This window comes from Streptomyces sp. NPDC102274 (genome assembly GCF_044766385.1).
GTDB lineage: Bacteria > Actinomycetota > Actinomycetes > Streptomycetales > Streptomycetaceae > Streptomyces.
The window spans coordinates 12650-34776 of the sequence record NZ_JBIWLW010000054.1 but is presented as its reverse complement, the minus strand read 5'-3'; the positions used below and the strand labels follow the sequence as shown (position 1 = coordinate 34776).

19 protein-coding genes and 2 pseudogenes are annotated in these 22127 nt (G+C 65.8%); 12 read left to right on the top strand and 9 right to left on the bottom strand.

Annotated elements, in window-relative coordinates:
• Positions 1-95 precede the first annotated feature (95 nt).
• The 4 genes and pseudogenes from ACIRQP_RS38840 to ACIRQP_RS38825 all read left to right on the top strand — a co-directional run bounded on the left by ACIRQP_RS38840 (position 96) and on the right by ACIRQP_RS38825 (position 3153).
• A complete protein-coding gene (locus ACIRQP_RS38840) occupies positions 96-1016 on the top strand; it encodes an IS3 family transposase (RefSeq protein ID WP_403899553.1) in 921 nt (306 codons plus the stop codon).
• A 209-nt stretch (positions 1017-1225) separates the two neighbouring features.
• Complete coding sequence (locus tag ACIRQP_RS38835) at positions 1226-2221, top strand: zinc-binding dehydrogenase (RefSeq protein WP_403899551.1); 996 nt, start codon at positions 1226-1228, stop codon at positions 2219-2221.
• Positions 2218-2436: pseudogene (locus ACIRQP_RS38830) on the top strand (hypothetical protein); the annotation flags it as partial. The gene ACIRQP_RS38835 and the pseudogene ACIRQP_RS38830, both read left to right, overlap by 4 nt.
• A 162-nt stretch (positions 2437-2598) precedes the next feature.
• Entirely contained in the window at positions 2599-3153 is a 555-nt protein-coding gene (locus ACIRQP_RS38825) for a Gfo/Idh/MocA family oxidoreductase (RefSeq protein WP_403899555.1), read from the top strand.
• Here the strand turns inward: ACIRQP_RS38825 and ACIRQP_RS38820 are convergent.
• The 6 genes from ACIRQP_RS38820 to ACIRQP_RS38795 form a co-directional block, all read right to left on the bottom strand.
• On the bottom strand, positions 3134-4330 hold the full coding sequence (locus ACIRQP_RS38820; protein WP_403899548.1) for a galactosyltransferase-related protein: 1197 nt from the start codon (positions 4328-4330) through the stop codon (positions 3134-3136). The two genes, ACIRQP_RS38825 and ACIRQP_RS38820, sit on opposite strands and share 20 nt — an antisense overlap.
• 34 nt (positions 4331-4364) lie before the next feature.
• The gene (locus ACIRQP_RS38815; protein WP_403899546.1) at positions 4365-5243 is read right to left on the bottom strand and encodes a phytanoyl-CoA dioxygenase family protein; all 879 of its coding nucleotides are present in this window, start codon (positions 5241-5243) and stop codon (positions 4365-4367) included.
• Between the two features lies 1 nt (position 5244).
• On the bottom strand, positions 5245-6378 hold the full coding sequence (locus ACIRQP_RS38810) for a hypothetical protein (protein ID WP_403899543.1): 1134 nt from the start codon (positions 6376-6378) through the stop codon (positions 5245-5247).
• Positions 6375-7598: a hypothetical protein gene (locus ACIRQP_RS38805; RefSeq protein ID WP_403899540.1), complete on the bottom strand. Its 1224-nt coding sequence runs from the start codon at positions 7596-7598 to the stop codon at positions 6375-6377. Before ACIRQP_RS38805 ends, ACIRQP_RS38810 begins: the two co-directional genes overlap by 4 nt.
• Positions 7595-9691, bottom strand: a complete 2097-nt coding sequence (locus ACIRQP_RS38800) for a DegT/DnrJ/EryC1/StrS family aminotransferase (RefSeq protein WP_403899537.1) — start codon at positions 9689-9691, stop codon at positions 7595-7597. Before ACIRQP_RS38800 ends, ACIRQP_RS38805 begins: the two co-directional genes overlap by 4 nt.
• An 89-nt stretch (positions 9692-9780) precedes the next feature.
• The gene (locus tag ACIRQP_RS38795) at positions 9781-10986 is read right to left on the bottom strand and encodes a radical SAM protein (RefSeq protein ID WP_403899535.1); all 1206 of its coding nucleotides are present in this window, start codon (positions 10984-10986) and stop codon (positions 9781-9783) included.
• 676 nt (positions 10987-11662) lie between these two features.
• Here ACIRQP_RS38795 and ACIRQP_RS38790 point away from each other — a divergent pair.
• The 8 genes and pseudogenes from ACIRQP_RS38790 (at position 11663) to ACIRQP_RS38755 (ending at position 19006) form a co-directional block, all read left to right on the top strand.
• On the top strand, positions 11663-12727 hold the full coding sequence (locus ACIRQP_RS38790; protein WP_403899532.1) for a phytanoyl-CoA dioxygenase family protein: 1065 nt from the start codon (positions 11663-11665) through the stop codon (positions 12725-12727).
• On the top strand, positions 12709-14043 hold the full coding sequence (locus ACIRQP_RS38785) for a DUF6271 family protein (RefSeq protein WP_403899529.1): 1335 nt from the start codon (positions 12709-12711) through the stop codon (positions 14041-14043). Before ACIRQP_RS38790 ends, ACIRQP_RS38785 begins: the two co-directional genes overlap by 19 nt.
• A complete protein-coding gene (locus tag ACIRQP_RS38780; protein WP_403899526.1) occupies positions 14040-15215 on the top strand; it encodes a type III PLP-dependent enzyme in 1176 nt (391 codons plus the stop codon). The genes ACIRQP_RS38785 and ACIRQP_RS38780 overlap by 4 nt, the downstream gene beginning before the upstream one ends.
• A complete protein-coding gene (locus ACIRQP_RS38775) occupies positions 15212-15745 on the top strand; it encodes a GNAT family N-acetyltransferase (protein ID WP_403899524.1) in 534 nt (177 codons plus the stop codon). Before ACIRQP_RS38780 ends, ACIRQP_RS38775 begins: the two co-directional genes overlap by 4 nt.
• A 143-nt stretch (positions 15746-15888) precedes the next feature.
• Positions 15889-16191 carry a transposase gene (locus ACIRQP_RS38770; protein ID WP_403899521.1) on the top strand — a complete coding sequence of 101 codons (303 nt, stop codon included), beginning with the start codon at positions 15889-15891 and terminating at the stop codon, positions 16189-16191.
• A 932-nt stretch (positions 16192-17123) separates the two neighbouring features.
• Positions 17124-17327 (top strand): annotated as a pseudogene (locus tag ACIRQP_RS38765) (IS3 family transposase); the annotation flags it as partial.
• Between the two features lie 392 nt (positions 17328-17719).
• Positions 17720-18175: a hypothetical protein gene (locus ACIRQP_RS38760; protein ID WP_403899518.1), complete on the top strand. Its 456-nt coding sequence runs from the start codon at positions 17720-17722 to the stop codon at positions 18173-18175.
• A gap of 57 nt (positions 18176-18232) precedes the next feature.
• Entirely contained in the window at positions 18233-19006 is a 774-nt protein-coding gene (locus ACIRQP_RS38755; RefSeq protein ID WP_403899515.1) for a transposase family protein, read from the top strand.
• A 121-nt stretch (positions 19007-19127) separates the two neighbouring features.
• Here the strand turns inward: ACIRQP_RS38755 and ACIRQP_RS38750 are convergent, their stop codons facing one another.
• From ACIRQP_RS38750 to ACIRQP_RS38740, 3 genes are all read right to left on the bottom strand, one after another.
• Complete coding sequence (locus ACIRQP_RS38750) at positions 19128-19496, bottom strand: VOC family protein (protein ID WP_403899512.1); 369 nt, start codon at positions 19494-19496, stop codon at positions 19128-19130.
• Positions 19497-19674: 178 nt separating this feature from the next.
• Positions 19675-21021 carry a PLP-dependent aminotransferase family protein gene (locus tag ACIRQP_RS38745; protein WP_403899510.1) on the bottom strand — a complete coding sequence of 449 codons (1347 nt, stop codon included), beginning with the start codon at positions 21019-21021 and terminating at the stop codon, positions 19675-19677.
• Complete coding sequence (locus ACIRQP_RS38740; protein ID WP_403899507.1) at positions 21014-22078, bottom strand: alpha-hydroxy acid oxidase; 1065 nt, start codon at positions 22076-22078, stop codon at positions 21014-21016. Before ACIRQP_RS38740 ends, ACIRQP_RS38745 begins: the two co-directional genes overlap by 8 nt.
• Positions 22079-22127 lie beyond the last annotated feature (49 nt).

The following is a 22127-nucleotide window of genomic DNA, read 5'->3' as shown; positions in this document are numbered from 1 at the left end:
GTTGCTCGGGAACGGGCACGGCGGGTGCGGAGGGCGGCCCGGGGAAACGGGCTGGTCGCAAGGCCAGCACCGCACCCCGGGCCGACCCTACTCCTGTGGGTGAAGTAGCTGCGGCGGACCCGGCCGCTGTGGCCGGGGTGATCAGCCACAACAGGACCGAGCACGGCATCCCGCACACCGTTTCCTGCCGCGCCCTGGGCGTGAGCGAGTCGTGGTTCTACAAGTGGCGCAATCGTCCACCCGCCGGGCGTGAACTGCGCAGACAGCGGCTGGCCGACGAGATCAAGGAGATCTTCACCGAGTCCGGTGGCACCTATGGATCAGCGAAGATCTTCATCCTGCTGGTCCGTGGGGGCTGGCGCATCTCGGTGAACACCGTCGCGAAGCTGATGGCCGAACCCGGCCTCGTCGCCCGGGTGGTGAGACGCCGAAGCGGGCTGACCAGGCCGGGGAAGCGGCCGGCCGCACCGGACTTCGTCAAGCGGGACTTCACCGCCGAGGAACCCGACCTCGTCTGGGCGGGCGACATGACGGCGATCGTCACCGAGGAGGGCAAGCTCTACCTCGCCACGGTCATCGACCTGTTCTCCCGGCGCCTGCTCGGCTACGCGATGGGCGCCCACCACGACGCAGACCTGGTCGTGGCCGCCCTGAACATAGCCGCGGTCACCCGCGGCGGTGACGTGAGCGGCGTGATCTTCCACAGCGACCGCGGGTCGGAATACACCTCACGGAAGTTCGGCCGTGCCTGCCGCAAACTCGGCGTCTTCCAGTCCATGGGGCGAGTCGGCTCGTGCTTCGACAACGCCGTCAGCGAGGCGTTCAACAGCGTCCTCAAGGTCGAGTACGTCCACCGTCACACCTTCCGCACCCGAGCAGCGGCCCGGATCAGGATCGCCACCTGGATCACCGACTTCTACAACACGCGCCGACTACACAGCGTGTGCGGGTTCAAAAGCCCGATCAACTACGAGAACGACCACCGAGCCGGCCCCACCATGGGGCTGGCTGCATAGGAAGGACTCCACGATCCGAGGGGATTGACAACTTGTCGAGCGTGCTGCTCGTGGGTTTGGCCGGGGGCTGTTCAACGCGGCTCATGTGGGGGCGGGGCAGGACGCCGTTGCGTTCGCCACTGTGTTCGTCGCCTCCCTCACGGCCGCCGCCGCGAGCGCTCCCCTAGCCCGCAGAATCACGCTACCTCACACGGAAGAGAAGATGAAACATGCGACGGTATGAGCTGGTCGGCAGGCGCGAGATACAGCTGGTCACCAACGCCCCGGTGCCGGTCCCCGGCCCCTTGGAAGTACTGGTGCGAGTGCGGGCCTGCACCGTCTGCAACCGCAGTGACCTCGCGTACTTCCACTATCACGGTCTTCGCGATCACTGCGCGCAGGGCTGTTACGGGCACGAGATCGCCGGAGTGGTCGAGGCCGTCGGGCCCGGCGTTACGAGGGTCGTGTCCAGCCAGCGCGTATTCCTGCGCACGCCCCTCACGACCGGGTACGCAGAGTTCGCTCTGGCCCGCGAGATCGCTGTAGGTGCCCTGCCAGACGCAGTGCCCTTCGCGCAGGGCGCGATTCTGCAGCTGCTGCCGCTGGCCGTGCACGCAACGCGGGGCATACAGCTCGGCGACCGGGTCGTCGTCCTGGGGCAGGGACCAGTGGGGCTGATGGCCCTGCGGATAGCGGCGCTGCGTGGGGCCTCACACATCACGGCCATCGACCTCGACGACTGGCGTCTGGAGCGCTCTTCCCTGCTGGGTGCAGACGTCACGCACCGCGTCAACGGCTCGGCACAGCAACTGCTCAGCATGGACGGCAACTTCGACGTGGCGATCGACGCGGTGGGTACGCCGACGACGCTGAACGAGTGCGTGCGGCTCGTACGACAGAATGGCCTCGTCGTTATGCTCGGCACCCACCACGTGGATACCCGAGTGACCGTCGACTTGGTCACGTGGGAGCGCAAAGGGCTGCGGGTGCACAGTTCGGCCGAACCGCTGGACAACGCACGGGCCGAAGCACTGGCAGTCGCCGAACAACTCGTCCAAACAAAGCAGTTGTTCCTGTCAGAGCTGCTCACACATACGTATGCCCTGGAGGAGCTGCCGCGGGCGATGGAACAGCTGTCAGCGAGCCGCGTGTTGTACCCGGACGCCGAGCAGGCACCCTACGATGGCCCCCCGCACCAGACGCTGAAGGTCGCGATCATCCCGTGAGGTGGGGGGTGGCAGGGTACGGCGACATCGTGGCTCGGCGGGTGTTGCCCGCCCTGCACGCGCTCGGCGAAGAGCCCGTCTTCTTGTGGGGGCGCGATCCGGTTCGCGCGGCGTGCTTCGCCAGGGAGTGGGGCATCGCGGCGTCTGGCTCTGACCCCATCGGCCTGTTGGAGGGGACAGCTGTGTACGTCGCTACCCCGGTTGCTCTCCATGTACCTCTGGCCGCAAAAGCATTGGGGGCAGGTCGGCACGTGCTGGTGGAGAAGCCGCTCGCGGGGGCTCTGGGGCCGGGCGCGTTCGCAGGGCCACCGGGGCCAGGCGCAGACGCCCCGGGCCGGACGTGGGCCGGCGTCGCGTACTACCGCAGGCTCTCGCCCGTGGTGCGGCGGCTGCGGCGGGAGCTGGCGATGTGGCGGCCCGAGCGGGTGGAGGTGTGCTTCCGGCTCGCCTTCGACCCGGACCAGGACCATCCGATGCACTGGCGCACCGACCCGGCCGTCTCTGGCGGCGGAGTGCTCGCGGACGCGGGTAGCCACCGACTGGACATCCTGCTGATGCTGTTTGGGCGGCCCGATCAGGTACGGGCGCGCCTGGGCAACCGGTTCCATGCGGGCGCCGAGCGCACGGCCGACGTACAGCTCGACTGGCCCGGCCTACAAGCGATTTGCCGACTCGAGTGGGGCGAGGGGCCCACCCTTGACCGCATGGGGTTCTACGGCGGAGCCCGCTCGCTCATCTTGGACCCCCTGGACGCGTACCGCCCCGGGGAGAACCCGCATAAACCGCTGATTGCCGACTTCGTGGCGGCGGTGGCGGACGGAAGGCCTCCGGTGTGTCCGGTTACCGAAGCCGCGCTCGTCGACGACGTCCTGGTGGCGGCGAACCGCTCCGACGCGTTGAGCGGGGCTCCCGTCAGGCCGTGGGCACGCTGAACTTCAGCTGGTCGCCGTAGCCGTCAGCTCCCGTCCAGCTCAGCGGCTCGATATGGTTGTTGAACGGCGCGCCGTCGTCGCGAGTCATCGCAGGGCGCGGGTGGTTCAGGTGCAGCAGGGCGTCGTCATAGCGGACCAGTGGCGCGGTTGCGGCGAGGCGCGCGATAACGTCGTCGTCCTCGCCGCCCCAGCCTTCGTACCGCTCATCGAAGCCGCCCACTGCGTGGAGGACCTTTGTACGAAGCCAAACGCACCCGCCAGGGGGCTCACGCAGGAGCAGGCCTCGCAGGACAGAACCGGGAACATTGGCGATGCCCTCCCTGGTGCGCAGAGTGAGGGCGCGCTGCGTAGAGGGCTCGTCGAGGGAGAGAGACCAGCGGAAAGGCAGGTGTGTGCCGTGGCCGCCTTCGCTTAGTCGCGCGGCGTTGCTGGCGACGAAGTGGCGGTCCACGAGGATGTCGGCGTCGAGTATGCAGGTGTACATGGCGTCCGCGCCGGCCTCAACGACACCGACGTTGACCGCCCATGCCTTGTTGAATAGACCGTCCTTGTAGGCGAAGACGTAGTCGTCGACGGCACCTTCCAGGGCCGCGCGCGTGCGGGGCTCAATGTCGGTTTCCACCACGGTCACCCGGTAGGCGGGGCCGCCCTCCTGGTCGGCGAGGGCATACAGGCAGGCAAGCAGGTTGCGGGTGCGCAGTCCGCCGGGGTGGTCGTGGAAGGGGATGACGACGTGAACTTGGGAATCCTCAGTACGGGCGCGGGTGACGGGCACGGCCAGTGCAGACTTGGGAGCCTGGGCGGTGTAGTCGGCGCCAAGGTGGTAGTCGACCCAGATGTGCCGATCGGCCTCGGTCACTACGTCCGCCAACCCAGCCTGCTGGTCGGTGTAGTGGGTGAGCAAGTCGATGAGGTGCTCGCGCAGGGTGTGCTGGGCACCAGTGTGCGTCGGGTCGGCGAGCACCTGCTTGTACGCTCCGAGGGCCTGGGGCGCCCAGGTCACTAGGTCGGCCAGCGCTGCGTCAACCGCGCGGTAGTGGTCCTCGCTCTTGGCCCAGTAGTCGGCGGCTATCTGCGGCACGGCCAAGTCATGCGCGAGGACGGCGTACGCGGTGAGGCGTTCGGCGAGCGAGGCGACAGTCTTGTGCGGTGTGGACATCTGAGGCGTGAACGGCATCTCGGCGCTCCTGCGATCGGCTGCGGGCTTTGGGTCATGCTCCGTCGTCTGCCGACCAGGGCTGTAGCCAGCGTAAGTCGGGTGTGTCCGACGAGCGGACGAATCTGACGTCGACGGACAGCCGCATGGCGTCAGTTGTGGTGTCTAGTGACGCGTGGATGATCTGCGGCAAGTGCACCATCAGGTCCCCGGCTGCAAAGTCGGTCCAGAGCCAGCGACGACCCAAGTGGCGGGCCGTCACCTCTAGGTCATGGGAGATCGGACGCCGGTCATCAGGGCGATCGGTCACCTCGCGCAACGGCTCGTACTGCTCTGGCAAGAGCATGTGCGAGCCCTCCAGGTAGATCAGCGGGCCGGTGCTCGTCGGGCAGTCGCCGACCGGGATCCACGTAGTGAGTACACGGGGCGAGGCTGCGTCCATGTAGTCCAGATCAACATGAGCACGCGAGGCGCGGGCCAAATCTCGCTGGAAGTGGCGCAGGATGCGGCGGGGCAGCATCTTGGCGGGGCCTTCGAGGAGGATCTCGGCCAGGCCCGCCAGGCGCGGGGAGCTCAGGAATCGATCGAACGCCTTGGAACGCACGAAGGTGTGCGCGGGATGCCCTGCCACCCCGTACTCCGGCAGATTCTCAGGAACGGTGCCGGAGAAGACACCGTCCTCCGGGCGGGTTCCCGCGGCAAGATAGCAGTCTGGGAAGAGTGAGAAGTACGCACCGCGCAGGCGAAGCACCTCGGCCCGGTCCAGGACTCCCGGAAGGTACAAGTAGCCATCGGAGGCGAGGCGTTCGCGCAGGCAGGCCGGGTCGTTGAGGCGCTCGGCGCTGGATCTGAGGGGCGCAAACAGATCGGGCGTGAAGGGGATGGGCACGCCGTTGGAGTACAGCGTGACATCAGGGATCACGTCAGCTTCCATTTCAGTACACGCCCTCCACGGCTTCTTCCACGTTCTGTTCGAAGGGGCGCACGCCGGCCACGCCGTCCCACGGGAACCAGGGGTGCGGGCCGGTCCGCACTGCGCTATCGCGCTCCAGGAGGTTGGGGATGAACAGGTCTTCCAAAAGCGCGGTGACCCGCACCCGGCCGCGCTCTCCGACAACCACCTCCCGCCGTGGGTCGGCCGGGTCAACGACCGTCATGACCGCGAAAGGGGGCGGCATGTGGTAGGAGTGCGTGACGTCGTCCGGCAGGGCGGGCGCGCCCGCGACCGCGTCGGCCTGCAATGCGTGGCCGACGAGCGTGTTGCCGTACGTGTCGATCCAGTCGACGCCGGCCAGATGCTCCTCCCGCAGAAACTGGGCCTCGGCGGCGGTGCAGGAGGTGCCGCCCGTGCAGACGGCATGCAGGCCGTAGGTGTGCAGGGGATCGGGTAGGCGCATCGCGAGCTCGACGAGCAACCGCGAGGTGGTGAACAAGAGTTGCGGGCGCTCGCTGGTCAGCAGCGGCACGGTCTGCTGTATCAGGTGCTCGGTGTAGGAGTGCGCTTCGCCGTCCGCACGCAGCGCTGCTTTCACCCAGCGCGGGTCGAAGTCAATGGTGTGCACGGCGCCGTTCCAACTGTCGGCGAGGCCCTCGACGAAGTGCCCGTAGGCATGTGGGCCCATCGGGGTCATCGCCAGGATGTCGCCGCCGGCGACGCCGCGCGCCTGGAGCATCAGATGGTAGACCTCGACATCGTAGTTGAGTCGGGTGACGTTGACGATGCGGCAGGGGGCGCCGGTCGTGCCGCCCGTCTCGAAGATTCGAAATGGGCGGTCGTGGTAGCCGCGCGGTCGCAAGTCGCGGGCGTGGGCGGCGCGCAGCTCACCCTTGTCGAACAGGCCGAACAGCTCCAGGTCCGCAAAGCCGTTGATGTCTACGATGGGGTCAAAGCCGAGGGCGTCCTTGCGGGAGACCCAGAACGTGGAACCCGTCTCGGGCGAGAAGTGCCACCGCATCATGCGGCGCGTCCAGGCATCGAGGTCTACGGCAAGCTCAGGGACGCGCTCACGCAAGGCGGCGTACAGCGTGCTGGTAGTCACGGGTGCCGGGATGGCGGATGACGTGGTCATAGTGTTCCCCTTTGCGCTTCCCCGTCGGACGGCGGGCGGTACACGAACAGGGCTTCGGCCGCGATCGCCGCGGCGTCCCGGCCGGTGGCGCTGACGACGGTGGCATACGGAAACGGCACCTCGTGGCCGATAAGCGACTGCGACTCGTGCTGCTGATCCTCACCATCGAACAGTGCTGCGCTGTCTTCCATCAGCACGAGTTGCGGCAGCACGTAGGTGTCACCTCCCAGCGTCTCCAAGACGGGCGGCCTGCGGGTGAGAATCCGGTCGCCCGGACGCATCCGATCCGTAACGGAGCGGGCCGCGCGCTGGGCGGAGCCAGGCTGCCTGAAGGCGACCAACGGCCACGCGTTGTCCGGCAGTTGAGGGTCGATTGCGTCGAGTGTGGCCGCCAGGTAGGTGGCCAGAGGCTCTGCGGGGCCCGAGCAGACGACAGTGCGGACGTTGCTGCAGAAGCGGCCAGAGTCGGCGGCGATCAGCGGCAGCAGCCAGTCGGCCGCTTCACGCGCCGCCACCCCTGCGGGCACCAGCGCACAGCCGCGCCCGGGGCCGTGCAGGGTGAGTGCCGCCGAAGATCGGACAGATGCAGCGAGGCCAACACCGCCGAAGATCACATGCCGGTCGGTGAGCCGGATCAGCCCTCCGAGAGCCCGCTGTTCGCTGGGGTAGAAGCCAATCCGTTCTGCAGGCCAGCCCGCCGCGAGGAGGGCCGCCACCAGCCGGGCCGCAGACAGCGGCTCGCGCCTGCTGGGGCGTACCCACACAGCGTCCGAACTTTGCACCTGCTCGAGGACAGCAGCAAGGCAGGTGAAGGTGTTTCCGGGGAGCGAGATGAGGGTCAACTCCCCATCAAGGCTCAGTTGATGACGAGCCATCAATCCTGACCGGAGCATGCCGCTCCAGCGGTCGACCAGCGGCGCCGGGAGGCCTGCCGTGCGCCACAGGGCCGAGCGGAAATCATCGCCGCTCTGCGAGCCGAGCCCGCCAACGGTGAGGTCGCCCTGCTCGAACAGATCCAGCGCGCGCAGTAGCAGTGCGCGTCGGTCGGCTGGTGCCGGCGGCAGGCAAGGGAAGGCGGCGTCCCACCAGCGACGGTCAGCGGCGGCAACAACCTCGGGCACCAAAGCCAGTCGTACACCAGGATCCCCTGGCAGCTGAGCCTCGTCGAGGGAGGACTGCCAGGTGCCCCGGCGGAAGGCATGAATCTGCCCCGCTGTCACCGTAGCTCATTGCGCAGCGCAGAGATCACCCGTGTCTGCTCGGCGCGGGTCAGCGACGGGTACAACGGCAGGGCGATGTGACGGCTCGCGAACCAGCGGCCCCGCGGATAAGCGTCCACGGACGCGGCAGCGTCAATGAAATACGGGTGGTCGCAGAGCAGATGGTCGTAAACCTCGCCCGCGAGGTAGACACCGTGGCGTGCGCGCAGCCGCTTCTTGAGCAGGTCTCGGTCGATGGACTCGTCAAGGTAGGCGAGGTACTTGTAGTAGTTGCTGCGCGAATCCTCGGGGATGGCGTGGACTGTGAGGTGTACACTGTCCGCCAGCAGGTCGTCATAGCGCGCAGCCAGCTCGCGGCGTGCCGCAAGGGTGGCGGCGAAACGCTCTAGGTCCACGGTGCCGACTGCGGCGTGCATTTCACTGAGCCGCCAGTTACCACCAGGGCGATCGTGCAGGGTTGATCCCGTAGCGCTCTTGCCGTGGTCGCGCCAGCGCCGTACGTGTTCTAGGTCTTCACTCCCGGAGCCCGTGAGCAGCCCGCCCTCGCCACTGATCGCAACCTTCGTAGAGAAGAAGGAGAACGCGCCGAACCGACCAAGGCTGCCGGCCGGGCGCCCCCCCAGCGTGGCACCGAAGGCGTGGGCCGCATCCTCTAGGACGGGGATACCGCGCTCGCGGCACTGCTCCAGGACCTCGTCGAGGGCTGGGGAGACGATGCCGCCGATGTGCACGGGCACCACGGCGGCCGTGTCGGGGTACCGCTCTAGAGCGGTACCCAGTGCCTCGGGGTCCAGGCCGAGGCCAGCGAGCTCGATATCGACGAAGCGGACCCGGGCCCCAGCCCGCACAGCAGCGGCCGCGGTCGCGAAGAACGTGTTGACGGGGACGAGCACAGTGCGACCGGCCACATCGAGGACCCGCAGAGCGATCTCCAAGGCTGCGGAGCCGGAGGCGACAGCGACGCCGGCCGTGCCGGTCCAAGGCCGGGTCAGTTCCTCAAAGCGGGCGACCAGCGGGCCTTGGGCGAGCACGCCCGAGGCGATCGCGTCGTCCACGCGGTCCAGAATGGCGCGCCGATCTGCCACGTTGAACAAGATGCGCTGGGCGGGCACGGGGGCGTCTGGCTCGCCTGTCGTGGCGGCTAGTTCACGGGTGAAGAAGTCGCTGGCGTGGCCAACGTGGGTGCCATGTCCCATGGATAACTTGAGGACTTCCGGCAGCTTGGTGCCCTCTTTCTCGTAGGCTCGGCGGATCGCCTGCCCCGCGGCATGCGCATCTGCCACGTCGAGGTAGATGTCCTGTGTGCCGTACTGGAGTTGGAGCGGGGCGGGAGCGAGGGCCGCGTAAAGATCAGGCAGGTCGGCATACTCCAGGATGCCCGGCAGCGCCGCGCCCTCGAAGCCAGTCAGCAACTGCGCGTACAGGGACGGGTAGCTTCCGAGATGGCTAGCCGAGCACAGAGGCATCGAACGGTCGGCGAGCAGCGCGGTGTGTAGGGCGACTGCTGCGCCCAGGCTGTGTCCGAATAGGCCGATACGGTCCGGGTCAACGATCGGATGGGCGCGCAGCACGTCGAGGGCGCTGAGCGCGTCGCCGACGAGAGCACCGAGGAGGGAGCGGCCTGTGAGCGCGAAGGCGTGGGCGAGCACGGTCCCTTCGTCACGTCCGGCGAGTCGCGCAGCGTCGAGTGCGCCGCCTATACTATATGCGAAGGCGAGTGTGGTGAACCCGGCGTGGGCCAGTTGCTCGGCGACGTTGCGGTCTGGGTGATCGACTGTTTCATCGCCGGTGAGTTGCTCTAGGCGCGGGGTCTTGCCGCCAAGGACAAGGATAGCAGGGCCAGGTGCCGCATCCTGCGGCGCGAGTACAGCGGCTCGCAACTCCCCGCGCAGCGGCGAGGTGAGGGTCAGGTATTCGCGCCGCAACCCATCGCGCACGGTAACGCGGGTGGCACTGGTGATCAGTGGGGTCTGCTCGGTACGTGCCAGACGCTGCACAACCGAGCGTATCGCGGCCGGACGGATCCTGCCCGGCCGCAAGGCGCGCAGGGTCGGCTCAATAGCGAGGAGCAGACGCAAATGGCTGTTCTGCATGATAATTCGGTGACCGGTTCCTTGAGGACGAACGAACACGGACATGACCTAGCGTCAGATACTCTGTTTTGCGACGTTGCGACGTGAAATCAGACAAAGTCGGCGTGCAATGTGCTTGGCACCTCGACGGCGTAGCGATTGAGCGCCTCTTCCAGCTGGACCTGGCCGCGGTGCAGGTGCTCTAGCAGCTCGTTCTGCGGACGGTAGAAGCAGGACTTGCACAGGTCGGTGCGGCGCGGATTGGCAGCTTCCCACTCTGCGCGCGGGCCGCCCTCGAGCACGTCGGCGTACCCTTGCTCGATGACATTGCCTATCTGGTAACGGCTGTTTAGGTGGACTTGCGGGCAGGGATACAGGTTGCCGTCCGCGCCGACGGCGGTGACGAACCGGCTGTAATGGCAGCGTTCGAAGTCGCCCTCGATGTCTTCAACTTGGGCCATGGGGCCACGGTCGAGCTTGGGGATGGACACCTCGTACGAGTCCGTGGACAGCGCCTTGGCCTCGTGCAAGGCATCCGCGATCTGAGGCATCACGGCCTCGATCGTCTCGTGGCCGAGCGCGCTGTAGAACTCGGGCTCAAAGCGCACGTAGTGGGCACCTGACTGCAAGCCGATGCGTGCCGCCTCCGTAATCTCCCCATGGTTCTGCTTGGTGATCACGAAGTTGAAGCCGATACGAAAGTCCGCGGCCACCGCGGCCGCGCGCAGCGCGCCCACGTTGTCGATGAACGACGTGAAGGTCTGCTCTCGGTCCCGGGTGATCTCGTTGAAGGTGGCCTCGGTTCCAGCGTTCAGACCGATGCGCACCCAGGTGTGGGTGGCGGCAACAGCCTCGGCGACAGCAGGCCGGCCTAGCCTGGAGCCATTTGTGATGAGCCCAATGCGTAGTCCGGCGTCATGGCTGGCGCGGCTGATCTCGGCGTACCCGGGGTGGATGGTGCACTCGCCGCTGCCACAGAACGTCACAGCGCGGCCACGGTTGGCGGCGAAGGCCCGCAGCAGAGTGATGGCCTTGTTGGCGGCTATGGAGTCCTTGAACGAGAACAGATCATAAAACTGCTCCTCGTTCGGTGAGTGAAAGTTGCAGAAGTTGCACCGCATGTTGCAGGCCCCCATGATGCCGATCCGCATGTGGATTGGCTTGAACTCTTCCCCTGCCACAAACTTTCGCAGCAGGGCGCCGTGAGCCATGATCTTCTGCGGCGAGTGGGCCTGGTCGAGACTTACAACGGGCAGCAGGGGCCTGCCGGCTGCGACAGTGGGCGCACGATCTCGGGACTCACTGAAACGGTTCACGAAACCCCCAGGTGCGAAAGTTGTGGCACGTTATTGATCACCGGTTTCGACCCTAGGAGTGACTACCGGAAACTGTCAATGGGTCTCGATCCATGAGGACTTGGGGAAGTTTTCGCCCTGTTCAGGACGGTTTACTCAGTGCAGTAACGATGCTCAAGCGGGTGTTGAATCGCCATGCCCCCATCGCTGTAGCGTTGCCTCTGGGGGCGTGGGTGTCGCGGAAATTCTCGCCCATGCTGCCTTCGGTGAGGTAGCGGCGAGGGAAGGCGATCCAGTCGTTCTGCATCTCGAACTCACACCGGTGGTCAGTCGCTCGGGTGCGTCGACGTTGAGGTTGACCTGCACGACGCGTTCCAGCGTTACGCAGCTGAACAAGGGTGCCGCATGCCCGCCTGCGCACCGGCGGCGCGCCAACCGAGCCTGCAACAGGTCCTGTTGGCGCCTACTCCCAACCCTTCACGGGTTGACATAATCCTTGATCCAGTCCATTTTTACTCAAAGGGAGATCACCCTCGGAACGCGGGAATCACACCCACACCCCCTCCTGCAATGGCCCCTTCTCGAAGCCTGCCGCGACGTGCCGAGAACGGTGCCGCTGCCGTGCTTTAACTGCGGGTTCGGACGGATCCGCGACCGTGTCCAGCGATCACACTCTGATCGAACTTTGGAGTATCGTATGCCCACTTCCGATCACTATTTGCACCGTGCTGCCTCGGATGTCCCTTACTTCAGTGCTGACGGCGAAACATACCTGGCGCGTTCCCGGCTGCGTGACCTGCAGAAGGCACAGCCCCTCAGAGTGCTATCTGCGGAGGATTTCACGTTCTGGCAGACCTACGGCTATGTCGTGGTCAAGCAGGCAATCGCTCCGGAGGCAGCCCAACGTCTGCTGGATTTCACCTGGGACTTCCAAGGCCTCTCCCAAGGCCGCCCAGAGACCTGGTACGCCGAACGCGAGTACCATTCCGACCTCGAACAGGAGCTGTACATCTACGGGTTCGTCGAGGCGTACCACCACCAGTTACTTTGGGACAGCCGCCAGACTCGGCGCGTATACGACGCGTTCGTTGACGTGTGGGACTGCGCAGAGTTGTGGGTGACGCTGGACCGGCTGAACCTGAACCCCCCGAACATCAAGACCCGTGACCGATCCCTGATCGAGTACCGTGAGCGCGGCTTTGACATCGAATTGCACTGGGACGTCGACACCACCCTGGGTATACCCCCGCAACGGGTCCAAGGGATCATCGCACTTAATGACACGATCGCGCAGCATGGCGGCTTTCAGTGCTGCCCTGAGCTCTTCCGCACGTTCGACCGCTGGGCGGCGCTCCAGCCGGACGACCGCGACCCGATCCGGCCGGCCATCGACCGCAAGGAACTACCGGTGATTCGGCCAGACCTGAAAGCCGGAGACCTGCTGATCTTCAACGGTCACCTGGCCCACGGCGTCGCCCCCAACCTGGCACGAGACGGGGCGCGAGCCGTGCAGTACCTATCGATGATGCCTGCCCTCGACAGCCACACGCAACTACGCCGTTCGCGCGTCGATTCCTGGCGCCACCTCACCACGCCAACTTGGAACGGCACTCTGCTAGGCGATCCGGTGCAACCCGAGTCCGAGCGATACGGGCCGGCCACCCTCACCAAACTCGGAGAGAAGCTCCTCGGCCTGAAGCCCTGGCACGCGGACGACATCAACGGGGCTGGCCGGGAGGAGATATGCGTCGCATCTGCCTGACCCTTCCGACCAACCGGGCGTGTCCAGAGACAATTACTGCCCTCGGCCGGGAAGCGGTCTACGCCGCTGACCGCTTCGATGTCGAGGTCCACCTTCTGGTGCTCGACTCATGTGACACCTCGGTGCATGCTGAGCATGCCGAGACCATACGCGCCCTTCCCGAACACTCCCGCCTCACCACACATCATCTGAGCGAGAGCGAGCAACGCAACTTCCTGGAACGAGTGGTCGGGAGCACCGACATTGCGAAGCCACACCTGCTTCTCGATCTGATGCTGCCAGATCAGCTGTCGTACGGTGCCTGCACCAATCGGGCCTTCCTTATCGCTTTCGCCCTTGGGTGCGTTTCCGTGCACCGAAGGGACTCCGACAGCCGTTACCAGACTGCCCCGAACGGCGAGACTGTCTTCCCCATCCACCACGAGCTCGCCTCTCTGGGCAGGCGGGCCGCGGACACCGCAGACACCGTTTCGGAGACCATGCTGGCCGAGGGGCACGCCGAACGTCTCGTAGCGATGGTGGGCAGCTCCTTCGTGGGCGAACCGTCCGTGGACTTCGACGAGGTGGCGCGCACGGATCCTGGTGCCTATTACGACGTGGTCAGCCTATGGGCGCCGAGGGACTGGCCAACCGAGCGGAAACGGTCGCTCGTCGAGGAGTCCTTCCGCGGCCCGGGGCAAGCGCCCTTTGAGCGCGACCACTCGACGCTGACCCTGGTTGACCCGATGCGGGTGGACATGTGCAACATCGCCTTCCACGGCGTACACGCCCGGGTGCCGCTACCCCCCGCAACGAACACTATTGGCAGTGACTACTTCCTCATCCACCTGGTGTACAACGCTGGACTGCCCGGTGTGGTGCACAACCGCAACATAGTCAACTATTACACCGCCGAGCGCAGGACTCTCACGGGATTCCTCGCATACCAGACCCGATTCGTGAAGTTCCTCCTTTCGATGCTCTACTTCAACTTTCTTTACGATCGGCTGTCAGAGGTCGGCCCCTCCCTGCTCGATGAACGGGGGGAAGTCCGCGCCTCCGTCGTCGCTGAGTTGGCCCGGCAGAGCACGGGGCTCGACCAGGCAGAGAACCTGGAGCGACTGAGCCGGATCGACACCGCGTATCGAAGGCTCGGTGGAAAGTACGCGGACTTCGCCGACCTGCTGGCTGCCCGGCAAGAGTGCCTTCTCGAGGAGGCGCGCGACGACATCAATAACTTCGCCGAACTAACGGAGGTGTGGGGAGAATTGGTCCGCGCAGCACGGGTGACCCCCTTACACCACACAGAACCCAAGACCCGGTGGGCGAGCCAATGACCGGCAAACTCATTCAATCGTCTGTCAGCCAGCAGCACCCCGGAGACGACCGGATCATCATCGACCTAGACGGTGTGCTGGAGCGGTACGAAACGCTTCGCCGCGAAGTGCCCGGTGTCGATGTCCGCTTCGCCATGAAGGCATGTCCAGTCGATGACGTCCTGGCCTGCCTCATCAGGTTGGGGTCCGGGATCGACGCGGCAAGCGTGCCGGAGCTGGAGCACGCGCTGCGTGTCGGCGCGCAGCCCGCCCGCACTCACTACGGCAACACCATCAAGTCAGACAAGGACATCATCGACGCGTACCGCCTGGGGATCAGGGACTTCGCCACCGACAGTGCTGAGGATGTAGTAGCCCTGGCACGCCACGCCCCCGGAGCACGCGTCTTCTGCCGACTAACGACCAGCGGCGAGGGGGCCTTGTGGGGCCTGAAGCACAAGTTCGGCTGCTCTCCCGATGACGCGGTACACATCCTGGAGACAGCCAGAGCTGACGGGCTGTTCCCTTCGGGCCTCTCGGTGCATGTGGGCTCTCAGCAGATGAATCCAGATGCCTGGCACGACGCCTTCGAGCGGCTCAGCGGGGTCATGACGACCCTTGCCCAACGCGGGATTGTCCTTGACCACATCAACCTCGGCGGCGGACTACCCGCGCTCCACTATCTAGACCAGCAGGGCAATCCCTTGCGCCCGCCGATCGACAAGATCTTCCTGGTACTCCGTGAGCGATTGGGGGAGCTGCGCCGGGACCACGGCGAGCACCTTCGGGTCGTCATGGAACCGGGGCGTTACCTCGTGGCCGATCACGGCACAATCCACGCCCGGGTGGTCCGGGTGACGGAACGTCACTTATTGAATGGCGTCCGGCAGCGGTGGCTGTACCTGAGTGTCGGCAAGTTCAATGGCCTGTACGAGATGGACCAACTGCGGTATCGCCTTGCCTTCCCGCTACACGCCGGGGCACGGACAGTGCCTGCAGTTGTGGCGGGGCCCACCTGCGACAGCGACGACGCTTATTCCCCCACCTACGGCATGGTCCAGGTACCGAAGGACCTAGCCTCGGGCGACCCGGTACAGATCACGTCCTGTGGGGCGTACGCCGTCAGCTACATGACCGTGGGATTCAATGGCTTCGCACCGCTCCGTCCCACCTGCACAGGTGGTGGCCGGTGAGCGACGACATCCTGATGCGCCCGATCAGGTCCGGGGACTGGGACGCCATCGTGGCAATGGAGTACCACACCTACGCAGATCTAGGGTTGTCCGAGGGACGGGAGGTTCTGCGCTCCCGGGCCGCGGTCTCCCCGGAGACGTGCTTCGCGTTGGAGGACGATAGCCAAGTCGCTGGCTACTTGCTCGCCCTACCGTACCCTGCCGACCACTACCCAGATCTACGGCAAGTGGAGACGACCAGTTTCACCACACGCAATCTGCACCTACACGACATCGTTGTCGCCGTCACCCACCGCCGTCGAGGCATGGCCCAGCGGCTGCTGAAGCACGCTATTGGGACAGCGCGGTCCGCCGGATACGAGCAACTGTCGCTGGTCGCGGTTGGCGGAAGTGAAGGGTTCTGGTCGGCTCGAGGATTCACCGCACATCCCGGAGTGGTCGCCTCGGGCAGTTACGACCCCACAGCCGTCTACATGTGCGCACCGTTGTCAAACCTGGGACCCATCCCGCAATACGAAGCGAGCTACTGAGATTGAACTCGTGGTGTCGTGTCGTTATTCAGGCGGGTCTGATGGTCAGGCCGGTCTCGGCGAGGCAGCCGTCTATGAGGCGCCCCGAAGTTCTCGGACAGTGGTCCCCATAGGATCGAAGTCCAGAACGGCGGAGAGAGCACGTGGCACAGAAGCGTAGGAAGTTCAGTCCTGAGTTTCGGGACGAGGCGGTCAAGATGGTGGTCGTGGAGTCCCGCCCGATCGCGGAGGTCGCCCGAGAGATACAAGTGAACGAGGGGACGCTGGGCACCTGGGTCAGCCGGTACCGGCAAGAGCACGCCGGGGAGGAGCCTGCCCTGAACATCAGTGAACGCGCCCGCCTGCGCGAGCTGGAACGCGAGAACCGGGAACTCCGTATGAAGACCGAGTTCCTGGGAAAAGCGGCGGCCTTCGTGTGTCCTAAACGGGTGGTGACTGCCGGATAGGTCGGTAGGCATCAGATGGTGCTGCACAGATGATGAGGGTTTTGGCCCCTCGGAATCGCTCTGCGGAGAGAGGCTCCAAACCGCCTCCCGCTGCGTTGGCTGAAGACCGTCGTGGTGAGCGAGGGAGGAAAAGGCGCCCGGTGATATGTCAGGTGGGGATCGGAAAGGTGAGCGCAAGCGAACCACTGCTGATGCGTCGAAATGCTTGGACGACATCAAAACCGGGGCTTGAAGGCGCTCTGGGATGAGCCTGGCGGGCGATCCGCTTACTGGCCAGGTGGTGTCCGGCGTGAAGGTGGCACGAGTCCGATCTGCGGGATCTGTGCGGAACAGGAGAAAGCGCGCGTGACTCGTTGTCAGGCGCGCTGGCGGACCAGCTCGTAGTAGTGAGGAAGTCCCTTTCGCTCCACCTCTATTACGGAAGCTTCATCACTACTACGGGACGTTCCGCCCTCCCGACGCGCGACCGGTACTCCGGCCCTCATGACTCTTCACCACTTGCGCCTCTCCCTCTTGCAAGCCACGTCAACCCGTGGATCGCGGTTTCGCGTCAAGGAGTTCTCCAGTTCCGTCGTGAAGCCCGGACTGAGCTCGCGCCGCCTTCATGCCGGACACCGCCAGACCAGTAGACAGGTTCCCGTCTGGCTTGTCCCAGGACAGCATTGAGGCCCTGGTTTTGATGTCGTCAAAGCTTTACGACACGTCATCAGCGGTTCACTTGCGTTCGCCTTCTCAGCCCCCACCTGCCGCATTCAGTACGGCTTTTCCATGACGCTCACCACCACGGCTCATTCACCGCAGCAGCTCATGGTGGTTTGACACCTGCACCTGCATGCCGATGCCGAAGGACCTACCTTCATCTCCACAACAGCATGGCGACTGTTCGTTCCGTCTTCTACATCAGAACCTCACAATCGCCTTCTGGACACACCAATGCGATGGCTGAATCATTTTTCGGCGCCATCAAGAACGAACTCGTGCACCGAACTACGTTCCCAACACGCGCGCATGCCCACCGGGCGATCGTCCGCTACATCGAGATGTTCTACAATCGAAAACGCCTCCACTCCGGACTCGGCTACAAGACTCCCGCAGAAGTCCACGCCGCGTACGAGGAGTTGCGGGCAGCGGCATAAGGAGAACCCTCAACACCGCTGTCCGAGAAGCGCAGGGCCCCTCAGTTCCTGCCGACACGAGTCCACCGACCTCATCCTGATCGTCGACGAATACACCGATCACTACAACGCTCATCGCACCCATCGATCACTGGACAACGATCGCTGGCAGCCTCGACGATGCCGAAAGACCGATCGCCGAGGACAGCGGGAGAGTCGTCCACCGTGAACGCCTCAGTGGCCTCATCTACGAAGCTCCGCCATCTTGATTCTGGCTGGTCAGGGCCTCTGGTGTGATGGCGGGTGAGGCTGCTCCGGCTGGTGGTGGGGCAGTGTCCAGCATGTAGATCGTCGGGCAGGGCGGTTCGCCTGTTCCGGTCCGCCGCCTCGTTCTCCTCCCTACGATCCGGCGCATGGTGGATCCCGAGGTGCAGGAGCGGATCGCGGTACGCCGCGCGGAGTTGGACGATCTGGAAGAACAGCTGGTCAAGCAGTTGGCCGAGGTACGGGCCGAACGCGAGGACCTGGCGGCGGCGGAGCGGGTCCTGGCCCGGATGGGCGAGCAGGTCGCCGCCGAACGGGCCGCGACGGCGCCGGCTGTCGCGCAGGTGGGCGGGAAGGGGGCGCTGCTGATCCCGCACCGCGCCCCGGAGATGGCCGAGACCGCGCTCCCGCCGGAGTACCAGCGCATTCTCGCTTCCGTCCGCGCTGCTGGCGGGCCGGTCATGGTCCGGCAGGTGGGCGAGGCGCTCGGGCTGGACACCGGGGTGCGGGGCAAGCTGGAGCCGCTGCGCGGGAAGCTGACGAAACTGGCCGATCGCGGCTGGCTGCACAAGCGTCCCGACGGGCGGTTCACCGTCCGCCCGTGACCCGCAGTTCCCTGGGGCGGACGTAACTGCGGTGCCCCCGGGGCTCGTTGGGAATGTGTGAGCAAAACCGAAGAGCACATCGGGGACACCGTGGCCCTTGTCTACCAGTGCCGTCTGCCGCTGTCCACGAGCACCGTCAACCACCTCGCCGGCCTGCTGCGGCGTCACCTGAAATCGATAGGTTCGCGCTGGCGGTCGCTGCCGCCGGGGAAGATCGCGGTGATCGTCCTGGCCGTGCTCCGCCACGATCAGCGCCTGGCCGACATGGCCGGCGGCAACAACATCGCCGAGTCCACCGTCCGCCGCTGGCGCGACGAGATGATCCACCTTCTCGCCGCCCGCGCTCCGCGCCTGGACCGGGCCCTGAAGAAGATCGCGAAGCGGGGCGGGGAAGTCGTCCTGGTCGACGGCACCCTCATCGCCACCCAGCGCCGCACCGGCCGCGACAACCGAAAACACTTTTCCGGCAAGCACCACCGTCACGGCCTGCACTTCCTCGCCCTGACCGACGAGAGGGGCCGCCTGATCTGGATCTCCGCCGCGCGGCCCGGCCACACCCACGACGCCACCGCCGCCCGCCACGACCATCTCGTCGAACATCTCAAGGCGGCCGGCCTCGGCGCGCTCGCCGACCTGGGCTTCCTCGGCGTGGACAAGCCCGACGACCCCGATGACCTGGTCATCGTGACCGGTTTCAAGGCCACCCGCTACCGCAAGCTCACCCCCGGGCAGAAGACGGCGAACCGGGTTCTGGCCGCCGGACGCGCGCCCGTCGAGCGCGGGTTCGCCCACCTGAAGAACTGGCGGATCCTCACCAAGCCCCGGCACTGACCCCGCCCGCGCCACCCACCTGCTTCGCGCGCTGCTCGTATTGACGAACATCGAGGCCACTACAGGAAATTGATCTCTACCGCAGGCGGCCCGCGACCAGCACAAGCACCCCGGAGCAGCGTCACTGAGCCGGGATCGGCTGGGTGAGGTTCACCGGGTTGCCGTCGGGGTCCTGGATGTGGGCGACGCGCTGTCCCCACGGCATGTCGTTGGGGCCGCCGCGGACCGAGCCGCCCAGCGCCGTCACCCGGCCGAGCGTCTCGTCGACGTCGTCGACACCGATGCTGAGCAGGATCCGCGGTGCCGCCCCGGTCCCCGGGTTCGTCTTGGCCACCAGCCCGAGGTCGGTGTCGCCGATACGCAAGCCGAGGTAGAAGGCCGGGCCTTCCGCCGGTACTCGGAAGATCTCCTCGGCGCCGAACAATTTCGTATAGAAGCCGACCAGGACGTCTTGGTCGGCAGTGATGATCACTGGCTGGATGGTGGACATGGCACTCCTGTCGAGAACGGTCGTGCCGCTGGTAGACCGTTCGAGGACGGTGAACTCATCGGCAAAACCACCCCGCCGGCCGATCTACACCCCAGACTGCCGCCCACGACCAGCACGAGCACCCCGAAACGGGGTCACGCCACCCCTGCTGACCAGCCACTTCAAGATGGCGCAGCCACTACGTACGAGCAGGTCGCATAGGATGGCGGGGGTTATCAGCACGCACAGGGGCCTGTTCAGCGAAAAGGGCGGCGAGCCGGTCCAGGCCCTCGTCCATCTGTGCGCCGGTGAGCGAACTGATGGACAACCGCAACTCATGCTCGCCACCCGTCCCGTGGTAGAAGTGGCGCATCGGCGTCCACAGCACGCCATACTTGCGCGCCGAGTGCTCCAGCAGGTCTTCGTCGGCTTCGAACGGAACGGAGACGCAGACGAAGAAGCCGCCGGTAGGCACGTTAAAGCTGATGGGAGATCCCTTGCCCAACCTGCTCCGGAGTCCGTCCACGAGCCGACGGAGATTGTCGCGGTAGATCACACGCTCGCGAGCGTTGGCCTGCTCCAGACTGAAGTCGTGCTCCAACAAGGCGCCACCGACGACCGCCTGAGCCAGCGGCGACGTGTTCACGGTCACCATGCTCTTGATCTTGGAGAGCTGGTCCGAGAACAGTCCCGTACGGCCGTCTGCGGTCCTGACACGTTGATCGGCTACCGCATAGCCCACCCTGGCGCCGGGCAGCACGGTCTTTGCGAAGGATCCGAGGTAGATCACGCGTCGGCCCGTGTCCAGCGCCTTGAGTGTCGGGGGCGTGCCCTCGCCTCCGTGGAACGCTCCATATGGGTTGTCCTCCAGGAGCAGGATGTCCTCCCGCTCGGCCACGTCGAGGAGCGCCTTGCGTGTACTCGCGGTGAGACTGCGACCTGACGGGTTGGCGAAGTCGGGCATGACATAACAGGCACGAGGGCGCAGGCCCTGCTCCCGGGCGGCCCGGATCTGGGCGACAAGGTCGTCCAGGTCAATCCCCTGCACCCCGGTCGCCACGGGCAGCACGGGCATGTCGACCAGCCGCGCAGCCCCAGTGAGTCCGACGTACATGGGTGAGACGGACAGGAGGACGTCACGAGCGTCCGCTCGCAGCGCGCGCAGTACCAGGAACATCGCCTCCTGGCAGCCCACGGTCACCACCACCGACTCCGGATCGATCTCGATGCCCGCATCACGGGAAAGGTGACGGGCGATAAGGCCGTGGACGATGCCCTTCGTGCGGCCGTACTGGCACAGCGTCCGGCGCACTTCCTCTTCCGAGTACCCCAGGTCTTCGGCGAGGTAGCGGCTGAAGGCACGCATCCAGCCATGCAACGCCTCTAGGTCGAAGAAGCTCTCGACCGGTCGTCCGGGGGCAAAGGACAGTGCCTCCGGATATCGCGAGGTCACTTCGTTGAGGAAGTTCATCGACGCGACGGTCGGGTCCTCCAGCGAGCTGTGCAGATCACCGGTGAGTAGATCCACGGACGGCGAATCATCCATGCGTCTTCAGCCTTTCGGTGCGAAGTGCCGACGCCGACGCGACATCGCCGCAGCCTGTCAGTGTCATCGCCTCACGCAATTCGGTACCCAACAGGGACAGAACCTCGCCCGTGCCGTCCTCGCCGCCGGCTGCGAGGCCCCACAGAACGGGACGGCCGAGAAGCACGCCGCGGGCCCCTAGGGCCAACGCCTTGAGCACGTCCACGCCACTGCGTACCCCACTGTCCAACAGAACCTCGCACTCACCGTTCACGGCCACCACCACGGACGGCAGTGCGCGCATGCTGGGCTGGCAACCGTCCAGCTGGCGGCCGCCGTGGTTGGAGACCACCACGGCGTCCGCACCGATGTCCACCGCCGCACGGGCGTCCCTGGGGTCGAGAACGCCCTTGACCACCAGGGGCAACGAGGTCCTGCGTCGCAGGTCTGCCAGGTCCCGCCAGGACAGCCCTGGCGCGAAGGCCGCACTGGTGTGCACCGCTACGGCCGACGCCCAGTCAGCCTTCCGGTGCGCCTCGCTACCCGGGCCGCTGTCGATATTGGCGGCCCACACCTCCGGGCGGAGCGCGAAGCCGTTCCGGATGTCGCGCAGCCGACGCGCCATGAGTGGTACGTCCACGGTGACCATCAGCGCGCGGCAACCGGTCTTCTCGGCCTTGTCGATCAGCTCGTGATTCTTGGCTTGGTCCCGCAGACAGTAGAGCTGGAACCAGATATCGGCGCCGCTAGCGGAGATGTCCTCCAGACGGCAACTGCTCAGCGTGCTCACCACGTAAGGGATGCCCGCCGCCCGAGCCGCGCGGGCGGCAGCGAGTTCACCGTCGTGGTGCACCAATCGCTGGTACGCCGTGGGCGCGATCGCGACCGGCAGGGCCGCCTCGGTTCCCACCAGTCGAGCGCTGGTATCCGCGGCGATGACGCCAGTCAGGACCCGCGGAATCAGGGCGATCTCGTCGAAGGCAGCCCGATTGGCGGCGATGGTGAACTCTGTGCCACTACCGCCCTCGACAAAGTCCCAGACCTCGGGGGCCAGCACCTTCCGTGCCCTCTCCCTCACGTCAGCGAGATTCGTGGGAGTGCCCTCGGTCCGGTGGCCGCCGATGACC